This window comes from Oceaniferula marina (assembly GCF_013391475.1).
GTDB classification, from domain to species: Bacteria; Verrucomicrobiota; Verrucomicrobiia; order Verrucomicrobiales; family Akkermansiaceae; genus Oceaniferula; species Oceaniferula marina.
Genome location: NZ_JACBAZ010000011.1, coordinates 67,430 through 84,630 on the forward strand (window position 1 = coordinate 67,430; position 17,201 = coordinate 84,630).

16 protein-coding genes are annotated in these 17,201 nt (G+C 52.6%); 3 read left to right on the plus strand and 13 right to left on the minus strand.

Annotated features, from left to right (window positions below; translation table 11 throughout):
* Positions 1–58 precede the first annotated feature (58 nt).
* The 3 genes from HW115_RS17425 (at position 59) to HW115_RS19845 (ending at position 3,014) form a co-directional block, all read left to right on the plus strand.
* On the plus strand, positions 59–607 hold the full coding sequence (locus tag HW115_RS17425; RefSeq protein WP_178934433.1) for a sigma-70 family RNA polymerase sigma factor: 549 nt from the start codon (positions 59–61) through the stop codon (positions 605–607).
* Between the two features lie 4 nt (positions 608–611).
* Entirely contained in the window at positions 612–2,186 is a 1,575-nt protein-coding gene (locus HW115_RS17430) for a LamG-like jellyroll fold domain-containing protein (RefSeq protein ID WP_178934435.1), read from the plus strand.
* A gap of 99 nt (positions 2,187–2,285) precedes the next feature.
* Positions 2,286–3,014, plus strand: coding sequence for a PEP-CTERM sorting domain-containing protein (locus HW115_RS19845; RefSeq protein WP_227021629.1), 729 nt, complete (start codon positions 2,286–2,288; stop codon positions 3,012–3,014).
* Between the two features lie 236 nt (positions 3,015–3,250).
* On the opposite strand, the gene HW115_RS17440 is transcribed toward HW115_RS19845, so the two are convergent.
* The 13 genes from HW115_RS17440 to HW115_RS17500 all read right to left on the minus strand — a co-directional run bounded on the left by HW115_RS17440 (position 3,251) and on the right by HW115_RS17500 (position 17,170).
* Positions 3,251–5,080, minus strand: a complete 1,830-nt coding sequence (locus HW115_RS17440) for an SLC13 family permease (protein WP_178934437.1) — start codon at positions 5,078–5,080, stop codon at positions 3,251–3,253.
* Positions 5,081–5,155: 75 nt separating this feature from the next.
* Positions 5,156–5,512, minus strand: a complete 357-nt coding sequence (locus HW115_RS17445; protein WP_178934439.1) for an arsenate reductase family protein — start codon at positions 5,510–5,512, stop codon at positions 5,156–5,158.
* Positions 5,513–5,616: 104 nt separating this feature from the next.
* Positions 5,617–5,997 carry a translation initiation factor IF-1 gene (gene infA / locus HW115_RS20210; protein WP_343219714.1) on the minus strand — a complete coding sequence of 127 codons (381 nt, stop codon included), beginning with the start codon at positions 5,995–5,997 and terminating at the stop codon, positions 5,617–5,619.
* Between the two features lie 106 nt (positions 5,998–6,103).
* Complete coding sequence (gene ptsP / locus HW115_RS17455) at positions 6,104–7,867, minus strand: phosphoenolpyruvate--protein phosphotransferase (protein WP_178934441.1); 1,764 nt, start codon at positions 7,865–7,867, stop codon at positions 6,104–6,106.
* Positions 7,868–8,025: 158 nt separating this feature from the next.
* Positions 8,026–8,289 carry an HPr family phosphocarrier protein gene (locus HW115_RS17460; protein WP_178934442.1) on the minus strand — a complete coding sequence of 88 codons (264 nt, stop codon included), beginning with the start codon at positions 8,287–8,289 and terminating at the stop codon, positions 8,026–8,028.
* Between the two features lie 132 nt (positions 8,290–8,421).
* Entirely contained in the window at positions 8,422–9,396 is a 975-nt protein-coding gene (gene hprK / locus HW115_RS17465; RefSeq protein WP_178934444.1) for an HPr(Ser) kinase/phosphatase, read from the minus strand.
* Positions 9,397–9,519: 123 nt separating this feature from the next.
* Complete coding sequence (locus HW115_RS17470; RefSeq protein ID WP_178934446.1) at positions 9,520–10,572, minus strand: UbiA family prenyltransferase; 1,053 nt, start codon at positions 10,570–10,572, stop codon at positions 9,520–9,522.
* Between the two features lie 145 nt (positions 10,573–10,717).
* A complete protein-coding gene (locus HW115_RS17475) occupies positions 10,718–11,422 on the minus strand; it encodes a hypothetical protein (RefSeq protein ID WP_178934448.1) in 705 nt (234 codons plus the stop codon).
* 31 nt (positions 11,423–11,453) lie between these two features.
* Positions 11,454–12,599, minus strand: a complete 1,146-nt coding sequence (locus HW115_RS17480) for a MalY/PatB family protein (RefSeq protein WP_178934450.1) — start codon at positions 12,597–12,599, stop codon at positions 11,454–11,456.
* A 96-nt stretch (positions 12,600–12,695) separates the two neighbouring features.
* Positions 12,696–14,249 carry a phospholipase D-like domain-containing protein gene (locus tag HW115_RS17485; protein WP_178934452.1) on the minus strand — a complete coding sequence of 518 codons (1,554 nt, stop codon included), beginning with the start codon at positions 14,247–14,249 and terminating at the stop codon, positions 12,696–12,698.
* A 101-nt stretch (positions 14,250–14,350) separates the two neighbouring features.
* Entirely contained in the window at positions 14,351–15,040 is a 690-nt protein-coding gene (phoU, locus tag HW115_RS17490) for a phosphate signaling complex protein PhoU (protein ID WP_178934454.1), read from the minus strand.
* A gap of 67 nt (positions 15,041–15,107) precedes the next feature.
* On the minus strand, positions 15,108–15,977 hold the full coding sequence (gene pstB / locus HW115_RS17495; RefSeq protein ID WP_178934456.1) for a phosphate ABC transporter ATP-binding protein PstB: 870 nt from the start codon (positions 15,975–15,977) through the stop codon (positions 15,108–15,110).
* A gap of 56 nt (positions 15,978–16,033) precedes the next feature.
* A complete protein-coding gene (locus tag HW115_RS17500; protein ID WP_178934458.1) occupies positions 16,034–17,170 on the minus strand; it encodes a PstA family ABC transporter permease in 1,137 nt (378 codons plus the stop codon).
* Positions 17,171–17,201 lie beyond the last annotated feature (31 nt).

A 17,201-nucleotide genomic window follows, 5' to 3' on the forward strand; every position in this document is an offset into this window, starting at 1 on the left:
ACACATTTTTATAAAAAACTGGTTTACCTTTGCTGTGATGGTGGCTGTTTAGTGGGGAATGGGATTATTTTCGGGTAAAGCGGATGATTATGTGGTGACTCAGCTGGCGTCTTGTCAGGCTGAGATTCTCGCCTATATCCATTCATTGCTTCCAGGGGATGCCTCGGTTAATGATATCTTACAGCGGACGAATCTGGTGATTTGGAAAAAACGTCAGCATTTTGAGCTGGGGACCAATTTCAGAGCCTGGGCGTTCAGTATTGCCCGCTGGGAGGTGAGGGCTTTTTTAAAAGAACGTAAGCGTAAATCCTGGTTAATCATTGACGAAGAACTGGCGGAGAAAGTGACCCAGACAATGGAGCATGTCTCCCAGGATAATCCGATGACCGATTTGCGCGAAGCTCTCGATGCTTGTTTGCATAAGTTGAATGAAGGGGAGAGGGAGTTGCTTACGCACCGCTATCATAGTGATGCTCCCTTGAAGGTGTTCGCCGAAGCCCATGGACGTCCTGTGACCTCGCTGAAGACATCACTTTGCAGGATCCGGGCTTCACTGAAGCGTTGTATTGAAGCGGCTCAGAAAAGAGCGGGTATCCAGTCGATTTAATATCATGGCCATGACACCGGTACAGATTGAAACACGCATTCAGGAGTTGATCGATGGATCTCTGAATGAGGAACATTGGCCGGAGTTGCAACAGGCGTTGATGGGGTCCGAGGAGGCACGTGAGCTGTATTGTCACTATGCCCGCATGCACGGGCTTTTGAGGCAGCGTTCCAAGGGGATTGAAAGTTTGGCTTCCAACGAACCCATGATTCCTCTCGATGCTATTAGGCTGAGTCAACAGAGACAGTCTGTCAAGTTTGCGACCTTGGTCGCCGCTGCAGTTCTGGTGGTTATGCTGGTTTCGATGCGACTGATTTTTGTGCCCGAACCCGAGCCTCTTGTGTCGTTTCGTTTGGCCCCCGGGGCTGAATTTGTTCTAGAACGAGCGAAAGGGGATACGACGTCAATACCGGGGGTTATCGAAAAGGGTTCCCGCTTGCGCTTGAGCCAGGGCACGGTGGAGTTGCAATTTGCCTCGGGGGTGCGTTCGGTGGTTCAGGCACCGGCGGATTTGACCTTGAGGGATGAAGATGAACTTTACCTGCATCGAGGTTCCGCTTGGTTTCATGTTCCCCCTGAGGCTGTTGGCTTTTCGGTTGTGACCGCAGAGCTGGATATTGTCGATTTGGGGACGGTTTTTGGTGTGTTGGCTGACCCCGGACACTTCGACGAAGTTCATGTGTTTAAGGGCAAGGTTCGTGTCAGCAGCAAAGGTGTCCGGCAGGTTCACGAAGAGTTAGTCGGAGGGCAGGCCCGACGTGTCGATCCAGTGGGTCGATTGAGTGTGCTCGATGTCAATGAAGCTGAATTTTTGACAGAACTGCCAGGGGCGATGCCATACCTGCACTGGTCATTTGATGGTCGGGGGCAGGAGCAATGGCAGGTGGCCGGGAGTCACTTGGATCGTGATCAGATTCAGCTCAAGGTGGTCGAAGAGGACGGTAGGCAGGCCTTCGCCGCCATGCCTGGCATGTTTGGTGACTCGTTAGCGAGCCTGGGCAACGGGGGGGCACTGGAAAGTAATTGGTATGGAGTGTCTGGTAACAAACCTCGCACCGTTGCGTATTGGTTGAAGGTTCTTCCCGGATACTCTTATTTTAACCCGATCGTGGGATGGGGGCGGCAGGATCTTGTTCCGGATAGTTCGGCGCGTGCTTATTATACCTTGGTTGAAAATACGGAGGCTGGCAGTGTGCACGGTTTGTCCGTCGGGGGTTACTGGATTTTGGGGACCACACCCGTTGATGACGGCCAATGGCACCATGTCGCCTTTGTTTACACTGGTCAATATCGCACGGACGGTTCACCCGAGATCAAGGTGTATCTCGATGGTGAGTTCGAACGTATGGAGTATCATCAACATAGTGAGGTGCAGCGAAACGATAGAGGTCGCATCGAGGTTGATACCGCTGATCAAGCCCAAGGGGCGTATCCCGTGTCGATTTTCGGGGATATGTATAAATTTACGAAGGGGAATCATAGGACCGCTCCGAATATCGATGAACTCTATATCGTGGAGGGCGCCATGAATCACCAGCAGATCAAGCGTCTGTATCATCAAAATCGCATCGAGGATTAAACCGATTTCGAAGATCTGCCGTTCTTCGAGTGAAGGACATCTGGCATATCTTCAAAAACACGAAAAAGTGAAAGAAAACACAAAAACGAAACAAGAATAATGAAATTAAGAAAAATGATGCTGACGCTTTCCTGCGTTGGCTTTTTGCCGAGCGTGCTCCATGGGGCAAGTATTGCTGTTAATTTTTCCGAGAATGGTTCAAATCAGACCTTCATTGGTGGGCAGATTATTGGACCTACCGGAATTGATAGTTCTAACTGGAATAATACAGCTTCATTGGGAGATCCTCCAGTGGGGTCTTTTACTGCGGGTTCAGTAATCGATGACTCCGGTGCAAACGTGCCTCTAGCTGTGGTTTCTTGGTCAGCTCCAAACATGTATTACACGGGAGGGGCTCCGACCGGAAATGATGCTGGTAAGTTAGTGGCTGGATATTTGGATGAAGGCAGTGGCAACCCTAATGGCTTTTCCATTGTTAACCACGAATTTGTTCAGTATGACCTGTACATTATCGTTGCTGGTGATGGTGGTAATGCCAATGGAGGTACGGGAACCTTTTTGCATGACGGTTTTACCATTAATGGTCAAGACTATGGCTCTTTCACAGCTCTGGGGCAAAACCAAGGGGCTATGGTTGAAGCTACTGGTCCTACAGCCGGAAACTATGTGAAGTATTCTGGATTAACAGGGGACTTGACCGTGGCCGGGAATTCTGGAGACGGTAGGACGCCTATCAACGGTTTTGTAATCGTGGCTGTCCCTGAACCTTCATCTTCTGCTCTGATTGGTCTCGGTGGCCTTGCTCTGATCTTGCGCCGTCGCAAGTAACAGACATAAATCGGATCTATTGGTAACCGTATTGAAATCAAAGCCTCTGGTGTCAAAACCAGAGGCTTTTTGCGACCTTGATCCTTTTGATTACTGGAGGTCTTGGGTAAAGGTTCGAATGAACGAGCCGACAGGATGCCCGTTTCAGGTACAACGTCGTCGGCTGATTGCCCTCAAGCCTCAGCCTGGAATGTGATACCCCAGAACCCTTCAATACGGGTTTCAGAACCGCTTTATTAAGGATGAAATGGCCAGAGTATTGGAATGAGGAAGGATGCCACACCCCAGAGGATAAAGGCGAGAGGGGCTCCTACTTTGAAAAAATCGCCAAATTTGTAGCCTCCTGCACCGTAGACAAAGGTGTTGGTTTGATAGCCGATCGGGGTGGAGAAACTGGCCGAGGATCCAAACATAATGGCAATGATGAATGGCAGGGCGCTGGCGTCCAGCGTATGGGCGACCACGATGGCGAGCGGCGTAAGCAAGACGGCCACCGCATTGTTCGAGATGATTTCCGTCATGACCGCGGCAAGGAGATACATCAAGGCGAGCATGAGGTAGGGGTTTTCAATGCCGAGGTCGTGAATCAGGCTGTCAGCGATGCGCTGGGCCAGCCCGGATTTTTCGATCGCCATACCAAAGCCGAGCATGCCGAAAATCATAAAGATCACTTTCCAGTCAACAGCGCGGTAGGCTTCCTGGGGTTCAACACAGCGGGCGAGTAAAACGATCAGGGCGGAGGTAAACGCGAGTTGGACAATCGGGATGGCTGGAATGCCAAAGCGACCACCCAGAGCTCCCATAATCATGAAAAGAAGCAGGGCTCCGATGGCGATGGGTGCTTTGCTTTGCCTGACCTGGGCATGTTTGCGTTCACTCAGGTTGATGAAGTCGCGTTGCTGGAAAAGCTGATTCATTTTCTCCGCAGGACCTTGCACCAGCAGGGTGTCACCGAAGGCCAGTTTTTCGTCTTCGAATCGCTCTCTCAGGTTCCGCCCCCGGCGGTGGACGGCAAGGATCAGGACCCCGAAGCGTTGCCGGAAATTGAGCTCTTTGAGACTCTTGCCCGTCATGCTGGATTCCGGCCCGATGATGCCTTCCATCAGCAGGGCGCTTTCGGTTCGGATGCCTTCCAGCCCCCGGCTGTCATTGCCTCGGACATCAATGCCCTCGGTTTTGGAGATTCCCATGACGCCCTCGAGAACGCCCTTGAAGACAATTTCATCACCGGATTCGAAAACGATTTCATTCAGTGGTGTCTGAAGTCGGACGCCATCGCGCAGGACTTCGAGAACCCGAGCTTTTTTCATTTTGGCGATTCGACTTTCGGAGAAGGCCTTGCCGTCCAGGTTGCTGTCTTTTTTGACAAAAGCATGGGTGATGAATTCCCGTGAACTGTGGGTGTCAATCAAGGTGGCCAGAGTGGCTCGATCCGGGAGCAGTTTTTTTCCCAGGGTGAGCATGTAGACAAAGGTGATGACTACAAAAACAATACCGACGGGGGTGACGCTGAACATGCCAAGTCCTTGGATGCCTTCTTTCTCCGCAATACCGAGGGCAATCAGGTTGGTCGAGGTTCCAATGATGGTCATGGTTCCTCCGACGATGGCTGCGTAGGAAAGAGGGATGAGGAATTTGGAGGCCACAAAGTCCCGCTTGCGGCAGATGGCGAGAACGATGGGGAGGAAAACGACGACAACCGGGGTGTTGTTTGCAAAGCTCGAGAGAAAGGCAACCAGAGCCATCATAACCACGAGCATCCGGGTTGGTGAGTTGCCGGCGATTTTTTCAAACCAGACACCGAGCGTCTCAATTACACCGGTCCGTTCCAGTGCTGCGCTGATGACAAACATACAGGCAACCGTGATCGGGGCCGGATGGGAAAAGACTTTCAGTGCATTGAAAGGGTCGTCCTGATTGACGCTGAGGATCCCCGTCACCACGCAGGCCAGTAGAGCGCTCAGAGCGACCAGTTCAGCAGATATCCACTCTTTGACAAAGGCGAGGAATACCATCATCACAAGTCCGGCGAGGAAGGCTTGCTGCCATGTTTCGAAGAAAGGCATCGTTGGAATCAGCTTAGCTCGGGATTCAGGTATTTGGCAAGGATGGTTTGTTCGTCTGGAGGGGGCTGCCAGGTCTTATACCTTTAGCAGCTTTTCCTGCCATTCCTGTTCTTTGAATCCTGTCAGTGAGATGTCAGCCCCCGTGACAAAAGGACGCTTCACCAGCATGCCATTGGACCGTAACAATTCGAGGGATTCCTGCTCACTCATGGTTGGCAGTTTGTCTTTGAGTCCGAGTGCGCGGTAATCCATTCCCGAGGTATTGAACAAAGCCTTGATGCTGCCTTTGGCTGCCAGGGCTTGTTTGAGTTCTTCCATGGTTGGCGTTTGTTCGCGGATGGCTATTTCTTCGAAATCAATGTCTTGGGACTCGAGCCATTGCTTGGCTTTCCGGCAAGTGCTGCATTTTTGGTATGCGTAATAGCGAATCATGGTTGATAGAGGGATAGCGTGTGAGAGGAATGGGAAGCAATAAAAAAAGGAGGCGTTGAGGCCTCCTTGTAGAAATAAATAGGGTGCTGAACCGAGGTCGACGATTATCCGACTCGGAAGACGATGCGGGCTTTCGATGTATCGTAAGCGGACATCTCCATCTTTACCTTGTCACCCACGACGAGGCGAATGAAGCGTTTACGCATTTTTCCGGAAATGTGAGCTAAAACTTCGTGACCGCTGGGGAGTGCCACCTTAAACATGGTCCCGGCAAGAACCGAGGTGATGACGCCCTCAATTTCGACAACATTGTTATCACGGTCGTCGTCCTTTTTTTTGCGTTGGCCGTAATTATTTCCCTTACGGCGGTTTCTTCCGCGTGGGTTTCCCCGTCCTGGTCTTTTTGGTCGTCCTGCGATAGCTTGCTCCTTTGTTGGTTGATCGCTTCTCCATGCGGATGCACGCAGAGGCGGACACATCATCATTAATAATCGTCAGAGCGCAACTCTAAAGTCGGGTATTGCGCGGATTTAGACGCATTTACCTCATGATATACGGATTGCGTCACACAAAGGGGAGGTGACGGGATGATTATGCGAGCAGCTCCGGGTAGCAACGTTGGGCCATTTCGCTTGAGACCCTGTGGATATCCGGGCTGGAGGAGGCAGAGAGAATATCCTGCATGGCCTCGGTGCATTCGGCACTGGAGAGTGAACGAACGGCTTTTTTGATACTGGGCAGCATGTGGGATCCGACCGAGAGTTCATCAATGCCGAGCCCGACGAGAAGGGGGGTCAGCATCAGATCACTGGCCATTTCACCGCAGACGCCGGTCCAGATACCGTTGTCCTTGGCCGCCTTGACGGTAATATCCATCAGTCGGATGACTGCTGGGTGGGTGGGTTTGTAGAGGTGGGCAACGTAGTGGTTGACCCGGTCGACGGCCACAGTGTACTGGATCAAATCATTGGTTCCGATAGAGAAAAAGTCGACCTCGCGTGCGATTTCATTGGCCATCATGGCCGCAGATGGAATTTCAATCATCACGCCCGTTTCGATCTTTTCATCGAATGGCACGTTTTCGCGATGAAGCTCATCCATGCATTGCTTCAGTAGATCTTTGGCCGTGCGAACTTCCCGTAACCCGGAAATCATGGGAAACATAATGCCAAGTTTTCCGTGGGTGCTGGCTCGGAGGATGGCTCGGAGCTGTTCTTTGAACAACGCGGTTCGGGTCAGTGATACCCGGATACCCCGCCAACCAAGGAAAGGATTGGGTTCCGGGTGGGAGAGGGGTTCGGCCGGGATTTTATCACCTCCGGCATCGAGGGTGCGGATGATCGCTTGGTGGGGGCTCGTGGCCTCCGCTACCTCGGTGTATACTTCGGTTTGTTGCTGCTCATCGGGCATTTCCCCACCTTCCAGTAGATAAAACTCGGTGCGGAATAGTCCGACACCTTCTGCTCCGGACTGTTGGACCATCGGTAATTCATTGGTGAATTCGATGTTGGCAGAGAGGGTGATTCGACGCCCGTCCGAGGTTGTGGTGTTTTTTTCTCGAAGGCCCTCCAGCTTTTTCAGGGCGGACTTTTTACTTTCCGCCTGATCCTGGTAGAAACGGACCGTTTCGGCGCTTGGGTTGAGGATGAGTTTTCCCGTGTATCCATCGAGGATGGCTTCGGTCAGGGTCTGGGTGTCGATAATGACATTTTCCAATCCGACAACCGCTGGGATGCCAAGCGATCGGGCAAGGATGGCGGTGTGTGAGTTGACGCTGCCCTGTTCGGTGGCAAAACCTTGCACATTGGCCCGGTCGATCATCGCCGTGTCACTGGGGGTCAGGTCATAAGCGACCATGATATGTTTGTGGTCCGGGCGCTCAATCTGCTGGCTTGGCGTATCGAACTGAAAATTGCGCAGCACCCGTTGGCAGACATCGTCGATATCGGCCGCCCGTTCCTTGAAATAACTGTCATTGAGCCGGCGCATTGATTCCAGGAAGTTCTGCATGACGGCGTAGAATGCATATTCCGCATTTTGGCAGCGGTCTGTAATGGCCTCATTGACACGTCTGATCAGCGACGGGTCTTCAAGCACCATAACGTGGGCTTCAAAAATTTTTTCGCTGCCGTCGCCTGAGAGGTTTTCGATGTGTTGACGCAGTTCATCGAGTTGCTTCTTAGTGATCTCGACCGCTTGTTCGAACCGCTTCTGCTCGTTGGCGATTTGCGAGGCAGGGATTTCGTAGACGTCGGGTGCGGAGAATCCACGAGCCGCAACGTGCACGGGACCGAAGGCGATCCCGGGAGATCCCGCGGTGCCTTGAATAATGGTTTCCTGATCCTCGTTCTGCATGTGTGGTTAGTCTGCACACTTGATTCGGGGGAGTCAAGAAGTCTACCGAGAAGATGAATGGCAGGTCGTCTCCATCCGGTTTCGGCATCGTCCGGGCACCGATTCCTGCTAGGGGAAGATGCGTTTGAGGCCCGATGTGGACCGTCGGTTTCCGGAGATCAGGCTTCGAAATTGTTGCTGATCAGGTTGCCCAGTGCCTCAAGGGCATCGTCGGCATCATCGCCATCTGTGGTGATGATGAGGATGGATCCATGGCCGGCAGCGAGCATCATCAGGCCCATGATGGATTTGCCGTCAGCTTGTTCATCGTCTTTTTCTACCTGAATATCGCAAGTGAATTGGCTTGCAGTCTTAACAAACTGGGCTGCGGGACGGGCATGGATGCCCAATTTATTGGTGACGGTGAATTCGGCAGTTGGCATTGTCTGTGGAGGAAGTGTTGCTGATTCCGGTGCCGTGATCCTAGAGAAGAGAGAGACACGGGGGAAGGGAAATTTTTTATTTTCATCCAATCCGGGTGAGTTTTTTTCAAACACCTGATTGACTGGGGTCGTTTAGATTGCGTTTCCTGGGCTTTCCGGTGCCATTTTATCTAGCAATCGCTGATTGAATTCAGCCGCCATATCATAGCCCATATTGCGGAGTTGGTGCTCGAGGCAGGTGGTCGCTACGAGGCGAGCAGTATCGCGTCCAGGGGCCACTGGGATTTCGACGTGGGTGACTTCCCAGTCGAGGATGGTGTAGGTTTCCCGGTTCACACCCAAGCGGTCGACTTTGTTGAGGTCGGAGTAGGGTTTGAGTGTGATGACGAGATCGAGTCGCTTGTGGGGGCGGATGCTCCCCAGACCAAACAGGTTGGCCACATTGACGATGCCGATGCCTCGCATTTCAATGAATCCTCGGGAAAACTCTTTGGTGCTGGCAATCAGTTCGTTGCCGACTTTTCGGAGAATGACCATATCGTCTGCTACCAGGGCGCCCCCACGTTCGAGTAGCCCGATTGCGACTTCGCTTTTCCCTACGCCACTGTCGCCCATGATCAATACGCCAACCCCACGGTAATCGATCATACACCCGTGTCGGGTGGTGGATTGGGCGAAGTCATCTTCCAGAAGCAGGGTGGCGGAGTTGACAAACTTCATGGTGACCAGCGGTGTAGTAAAAACGGCAACGCCTTCCTCATGTGCGACTTTCAGTAGTTCCGGGGTCAGTTCCTTACCCCGTGAGGTGACGATGCAGGGGATGTTGCGTTTGCATATTTCGCGGAAGCAATCGATTCGCTCTTCATCCGTTCGTTTGCTCAGGAATGATTGTTCTGAGTTGCCAAGCACCTGAATACGTTTGTAGGCAAAATAGGAAAGGTGGCCGGCGAGCGCCAGACCAGGGTGGTTAATCGTGGGTTCGATGATTTTGCGGTTAAAACCGACCGATTCCCCTTGCAGGGTGAGTTTGAGGGCCTTGGCGTGACGTTCAAAAAACTCGGCAACGGTCAGGTGGGAGATGCATTTGCGCTTCTGCTTGGCTGGCATATTGATACTAATAACCAATTTTCTCGTGATTAGGAATCACGAATCACAGGGATCAGGTGAATTTTCTATCGAAAGCACGAATCGTGATGCAGTCGGATCAACGATCGAGAAGAAAAGGGAGGCTCAGGTGGCCGGGGCGATTTTCTGCAATAATAGAGCCAAGCCAAACAGTCCGAAGCAGATAACGGCTGCGGGGATGGAAAAGGTGGCAGCGATGCAAGCGTCAAGCAGGCAGAACCCGGCAAGGGCATGGGAGACGAATGTGGGCTTGGAGTGATTGAGATGTTTCATCGCTCTCAAACTCCAGACCATGTAGATGAGAAGTGCACTTGCCAGAAGCAGATAGGACGGGGGGCTCAGGGGGAGGTCATATCGGGTGTCTGCCAGCCGGAGAATGGATTGGGAAGAAAACTGATAGGCATGAAAGAGTCCAATGGCGAAGATGGGTAAACAGACAAAGATCGAGCCCAGTAGTTTTTGGCGAGAGTATGGCTTGGGGGAAGATTCGGTGGCCGCGACGGTTGATAGTAAGTAGGTGTATAAACCTACTGCCACTACCGGAATGAAGATCCATGGAGTGGGCCAAGCCATCCCTTTGCCATATAGATTCGGGAGCGATATGACGATGACAGTTAAGACAAGCAGACTACGGCAGGCGGCCATGAGAATGGGGGAGCCTTTGCCCATTTTTTTATGGAACAAGGCATAGGCCAAGATGCAGAGGCACAATAATGAGCTGGTCTTAACAATGTCAGCAGGGAACAGCCACGCCCATTCTTTTTCGTGAAAAAGTTCAGAGCAAAAGCTTAGCCCGTTCTCCTCAAAAAGTATGAGGTGAATGGGGTAGGATGCAAGCGTTAGGAACCAACCAATCGCTAGGAATAAGATCGCCGCCATCAAAGCGGTGGGTGCTTTGATGATCCCGTTCGGGAGTGGGCGGTTGGGGCGATGAATGCTGTCGAATTTTTTATCCACGACATCTCCCAGGATGCAGCCTCCGAGATAGAGCAGCGACATGGAAATGATCGTGTGGATCAGAAAAAAGACGGGGGTGGGGGGGAGGGATCCCGAATGACAGATCAAAAAATAAACCAGCACATTACTCCAGACCGTGGGCAGGTTGGCAGTCCGTCCAGTGGCAAGCCAGGCTTTGAATTGATCACCAAGGGTGGACATGGAACGGCAGAAAGTAGGACAGGTTTTTAACCTGTCGGCTTCGATGGGGAATGGTAAGGGTGGGCTTGGTTGGTCTTGGAGTCAGATCCGTCCTTGGCTTGATGTTCTCAAAGCCTGTCGACAGGTTGCAAACCTGTCCTACAATTTAGAACCTGACCTCGAACCAGATGCCGCCAAATGCGGTGTCGTCGCCAATGTCATCGCTGTCCAGAAGTGCCGAGCCACCGATAAAGGGAGTGACGGATACGGTATCGGAAATATTGTAGGTTAGGGAAGCCCGAGCGTAGACATCATTGAATCCGTCCCGATCGTAGTAGCTGTCCACGGCGCTGATTCCGGTTTTTAGAGCGAAGAAGGCTTTATCTGATACAGGTTTGGTCCAGTAGCTTTCAAGGTTGCCATACCAGCCTTCGGCGCCAGTGTCGTAGTAGCCTCCGAGAGTTATGCCGAAATCGCGACAGAAATTCCAAGTGGCCGTAAGGCCGAGATCGACTCCTTCTTCAAACAGGGAGTTGTTGAAGTCGCGGTAGGTGGCGCTGGCTCCCAGCGTGAGATGTTCGGTGGTCTGATGGTGGAGTTTGAGGAATCCTGCCACTTCATCGAAATCTCCTGATCCGGTTTCAGTGGCATACCAGCCACCGATGTTGAGGGCCAGGGTGTCCGACAGGGCGACTTCCGCCTCTAGTTGAAAATCCAGAGTGCTTTCAGCGAGTTCAAATCCGCGGTAGATATAGTCGCTTCGATAGCCGGTGACCGCTTCCACCCCCCATTGAATTTCATTTTCAAGCTCAGCGGAGGTTGTGGCTGGCAGGGCAAGGACGAGTAAGGAGAACAGACGTACAATCTTCATGACTGGCAGTGACGATAATAATTTTTGCGCGTTAGGCAATGACATTAGCCATTTTCTCCAGCCCTTCAAGCAATCGGCTGTGTGGGCAGCCGTAATTGAAGCGAACGTGGCCAGGTGCGCCAAAGAAATTTCCATCGGAGAGATAGAGCGAGGCTTCTTTTTCAAACCGGTCGGCCGGGGTGTCGAGGTCGAGAGCCCGGCAGTCGATCCAGGCCAGGTAGGTGGCCTCGATATCGGGAATGGCACAGCCGGGAAGACGGGTGCGAACAAACTCTGTAATGGTGTCGCGGTTTTTTCTGAGATAGGCAAGCAGTGCCTGACGCCAGTTTTCGCCGTCGCGGTATGCGGATTCGGCTGCGTAGTAGGCGAGACAGTTGATTTCCGGCAGGATGTGACCACGAGCGGCCGTGAACCGGCTGCGCAGGGCATCATCTTTGATGACAGCAAAGGCGTATCCCAGACCGGCGATGTTGTAGGTTTTGCTTGGTGCGAGCAGGGTGATGATGCGTTTCTGTAATTCCTCAGGGAGTCCGGCAGCGCAAACGTGCGGGGTGCTGGATTCATCGAGGATCAGATCGCAGTGGATTTCGTCAGAGACCAGAATGAGATCGTGCCGCTCGCAGAACTCGGCGAGTTGTTTGACCTCCTGCGCCGTAAACACACGACCGAGTGGGTTTTGCGGGTTGCTGAGGAGGAAGATTTTGGTTTCCGGGGTGACGGTCGCCTCCATGGCATCCCAGTCGAACTCCCATCGTCCTTCGGTTTGAATGTGAGGGGCCGTGATGCACTTCATGCCGATATCGTGGTGCACGCCGAGGAAGGGAGGATAGATCGGGGTGCACGTCATAATCGCCTCACCAGGCTTGCCAAAGGCACGGGCGATCAATGACAGCGCACAGACCAGTCCGCCGAGGTGGACAATTTCCTGATCTTCGACCACGATGCTGTGTCTGTTCAGCATGTATGTTTGCAGGCTTTCGACGAGTCCTTGGTGCGGGACAGCGTATCCGAGCACTCCGTGGGAAAGACGGCTCTGAATGGCCTCCAGCACCTCAGGAGGTGCAGTGAAATCCATATCGGCGACCCAGAACGGGTCGAGTTCGGAGAATTTGTCCCATTTCAGGGAGCCTGTACCACGGCGCGGAATGATGCGGTCGAAATCGTACTGCGTTGTCATGGATGTCTATGTAAGATGAAAGTGCTAAGAATCAAGACGGAAGAGACTGAATGACGAGATAATTACCGTTGTTCCCATGTCGTTTCATCGTGGTGGCTAGAGCTCTTTTTCAATGGGGACCCAGCGGGCGATGGCATCGATGAATCGTTGCATGCCGCTTCGGGCTGGTTGTCGACGGAGAGGCTCGGCTTCTTTTCCGTGCCAGCGGATTTTTCCTTTGTCATTGAGTCTGAGTTGCCAGGAGTTTTCCGGGAGCAGAGCTTCGTCGATGAGACTTGCCAGTTCCTTTCCGAGGGCTGGGGAGTTGATGATGAGGCCTTCTTCGGTATTGATATTCATCGCCCGGGGGTCGAGGTTTAAGGTTCCGATGTAGCAGTGTTGGCGGTCGGCGATCATGGTTTTCATGTGCAGGCCGATCCACTCGGCCCTTGCGGGAGACACATCACAGAGGGAGCGCTGCGGCTCGGATGGTTGGAAATTATACTCGTAGAGCTCGGCTCCGGCTTCGAGAATGCGTTTGCGGTATTTTCGATAATGGCTGTGGGCCGGGGTATGGTTGTTGGCCCCCATCGATGGGACGAGGATTTTGACTTTAACTCCTTTAGCTGTGGCTTCCCTTAAGCCGTCGAGTGATTGTTTATAGGGGATAAAATAGGGAGAGACGACGATGATTTCCTTTTTCGCCTTGTTCAGCATTTTGCCGAGTTCATCGACCATGATTCTGGTTTTGTTATCATCGGTGTCGGGAATGTCACTGACGAAGCGGGCGCTTCCGGGAGTCATACGGGATGGCAGAGTTGTGAGTCGATCACTCCAGTCTTTTCGCGAGGTGGGGTAGGAACTCAGAATATCGTGGCCTTGTTTATTGACCCTTTGGTTCAATTCGCGGATTTCTTCGGTGATGGTCTCTAAGCCAGGGCTATGGGCAAGTTCTTCGGCAGGGTAGGCCTGGGGGCTGTTCCAGAACTGGTCGAATTCGTGTTTGATCTGCTTGAGAACCGGGCCGGTGGAGATAACATCGAGGTCCCGGAAGTTGTAGGTTTTCGCGAGTCCGAAATATTGATTGCCAACGTTGCGACCTCCGTGAATCGCCATGACGCCATCGGCGATGAAAGTTTTGTTGTGCATGCGCCGATTCATCGTCCTGTAATTGTTGAGGAAATACGCGGCTTGCCCGAATTTGCTGTTTCTCACCCTGCTGGGGTTATAGAGGCGGATATTGATATGGGGGTGCTGGCAAAGCGATGACAGGTTTTGATCGTTGGCGGTTAACCAAATGTCATCTACCAGAAGTCTGATTCGAACTCCCCGTTTGGCGGCCTGAATCAAGCGGTTGAAGATCAGAGCTCCGCAATGGTCGTTGGCCCAGAGGAAAGTCTGGATGTCGATCGAGCCTGTGGCTGAGTCGATCATGGCAAGTCGCCACTTCATGGCCTCAGAGGCGCTGTTCACCAGGAGGAAGTGAGATTGATGCCTTGAGCCATTGGCTTGAATGGTTTTGGCTGTTTGAGTGAGTGGGCTCGATGTGGGAGGCGTAATGACCTGCGTGACGGGGCGGTCAGGGTTAGGAGGGATAAGCGTGCATGCCTTGAGAAAAAGTGCCAGAGCCGTGCCAAGCAGAATGGCGGCGTAGCGGGGTGGGTTCGACATACCGGAAGCTTAGAATTTCCCTATGCTGGACACAAGGGAATAAGCTTGCAGAGCGAAATGTTGTGCAGGCGTTTGTTGGAGGGGCAATACGTCGGTCGACGCTAGATCCCGGCCGGGATTTCCCCTCCGTGGCGAATATCCGTGGATGTCTCCTCGAAGACAACATCCTCGGCGATGTTGATGGCAAGGTTGCCGACGCGCTCAAGCCAGCGACAGATGAAAACCAGATCGAGATAGTCACGATACTGAGATGTCTCACCTTCCAGCTTTTTGGAGAGTGCTCTGGAGGTTGTCTTGTGGGTTTTTTTCAGTGATTTTTCCTGTTCGATCACTTTGAGAGCCATCTGCGTGTTGTTGTCTGTGTAGGCAATCAGCGCGTCAGCGAGCATGCCGGCCGAGACTTGATAGAGGCCTTCAATTTGTGAGAGCTCGTGGAGTTCTGGATTTTTGAGCATTTTACGAGCTCGTTTGGCGATACTGACGGCTTGGTCCGAGATGCGCTCCAAGTGGGAGGAGGTTTTCATGGAGGCGATCACCATTCTGAGGTCGCTTGCCAAGGGGCGGAACTTGATGATCAGGTTCATGCCCATACGGTCGATTTCGATTTCGAGTCGATCTTCGTCGTCATCGTCGGCGATGGCCTGGTTGCAGAGTTCTTTATCCCGCTCAAGCAGGCCGCGCATGGCATTTTGCAAATTGCGCTGGGTTGCTGCGCCCATGCCAATGGTCTTTTCCTTGAGCTCTCTGAGGGCTTCGTCGAATGTGCTGAGTATGTGTCCTCCTGGTTCCATGATATGTGTGGTGGGTTTGTGTGATCGATTCGGTGGTTCGAATGAAGTGGTGAATGGTTAGGGTGGGTTAGCCGAATCGGCCGCTGATGTAGTCTTCCGTTTGTGAGTGGCCTGGGTTCGAGAAAATGGTGCTTGTTTTGTCATATTCAATCAGTTCACCGAGGTAGAAAAACGCCGTGTTATCTGAGATTCGGCTGGCTTGCTGCATAGAGTGGGTGACGATGACGATGGTAAATTCCTTGCGGAGCTCATTCATCAATTCTTCCACTTTGGCGGTGGCAATGGGGTCGAGAGCTGAGCAGGGTTCGTCCATCAGAATGATCTTGGGTTGCACGGCGATGGTGCGGGCGATGCAGAGACGCTGTTGCTGTCCTCCGGACAGTCCAAGGGCGTTGTCGTGCAGACGATCTTTGACTTCGTCCCACAAGGCAGCACCTCGCAGGCTGCGCTCAACGGCTTCCCCGAGCACTTTCTTCCGCCGTTCACCTTGGATCCGGAGCCCGTAGGCGACGTTTTCAAAAATGCTTTTTGGGAAGGGGTTGTATTTCTGGAAGATCATACCGACATGCTTGCGCAGTTCGATGGCGTCGACATCCCGGCTGTGGATGTCGTGACCGAGAATGCGGATTTCGCCTTCGGTGATACATGCCGTTTCAATCAGATCGTTCATCCGGTTCAGGCAGCGGAGTAAGGTGGATTTACCACAACCTGAGGGGCCGATGAAGGCGGTGACCTGGTTGGCTGGGATGTCCAAGGATATGCTCTTTAAGGTGTTGCTCTTCCCTTGGTCGTAGCTGAATGAAAGCTGGTCGATTTCAATCACCGTTTTTGGAGCTTCGATGGTGGCCGGAGAGCTGGTGGCGGTTTCTTTTGTGGCAGTGGATGCTGACGCTTTTGATACGTCGAGATCGACGGGTGCTTTGAGTGTGGCAGTCATGGCAAAGGTAGTGGTTAGTGAAATGGTTGGGCGCAGGTGGGCGAATGATTGGGAGCTTACCATTTGAGTTTTTTCCGGACCCGGTTACGGAGGATGATAGAGAGCATGGCGAAGCCCATGACCAGAAGAAGGAACGCGAGGGTTGCCCCATTCTGCATGGGTTTGCTCAGAGGGTCGTCCGGGAGCTTCGCAAGTGTATAAATATGGAAGGGTAAGGCTTGCACGGATTGGCCGAAGAAACTCCAAGTGCCATCCAGACCTTCCCAGGGGAGGTTGTTTTTGTCCGTGGCTGCGGCGGTTAGCATGATCGGCGCGGTTTCTCCAGCCACTCGGGTGATCCCAAGAATGGATGCGGTCATGATGCCGGGTAGGGCATAAGGAAGGACTGCCTTGCGGATGGTTTGCCACTTGGTCGACCCGAGTGCGAATGAGGCTTCGCGGAAGCCTTTGGGGACGGCTCGGAGGGATTCTTCACATGCTGTAATAATGACTGGGAGAACCATGATGGCCAGGGTGAAGGCTCCGGATATCAGGGATGTTCCCCAGCCCTCGAAGCTGAGGTAGCTTTCGCTCGAAACTTTGAACGATAGCAGGGATCTGTCTGAGACCTCGGATACCAGAATGGGCGCCATGTAGCAGAAAACGCCCCAACCAAAGAGAGCAAACACAATGGAAGGCACACCGGCCAGGTTGAGAATCGATAAGCGGATCGCAGACATCAGCCGGCCTTGGCCACAGTATTCACTCAGGTAGACCGCTGCAGCAACGCCGATGAACAAGGCGATGGTCATACATAAAATGACCAAGAGTGCGGTGCCCGCGAGTGGGTTGAGGATGCCTCCCGCACTGTAATTGAGGCGATGTTCATTCACTACCTGAATTTGTGGGTTGGCTTTGGTCCACGTATCAAAATTCTTGGATGACATGGCGTATTCCTTGCCATCGGCATCGTGAAAGGTGACGAGTGTTTGAGGGTTCTCGGTGAAGAACTCGGTATTGATAAAGGGAGCCTCCGATTTGAAAAATGTGGGAAGCCCTTTGCGTCCGATATCGAAGAAAATAAACAGAGCACAAAGAATAATCAAATAGGCACAAGAGGCAAAGATGGTGGTGAGACCTCGTTCCGACCATTTGTTAAGGCCACCGGTGCTTTTAAATGGATGGGGTGATGGGGTTGAATGGGCTGAGCTCATGATGATGAAGATGAGGTGAGTTAGGATCAGG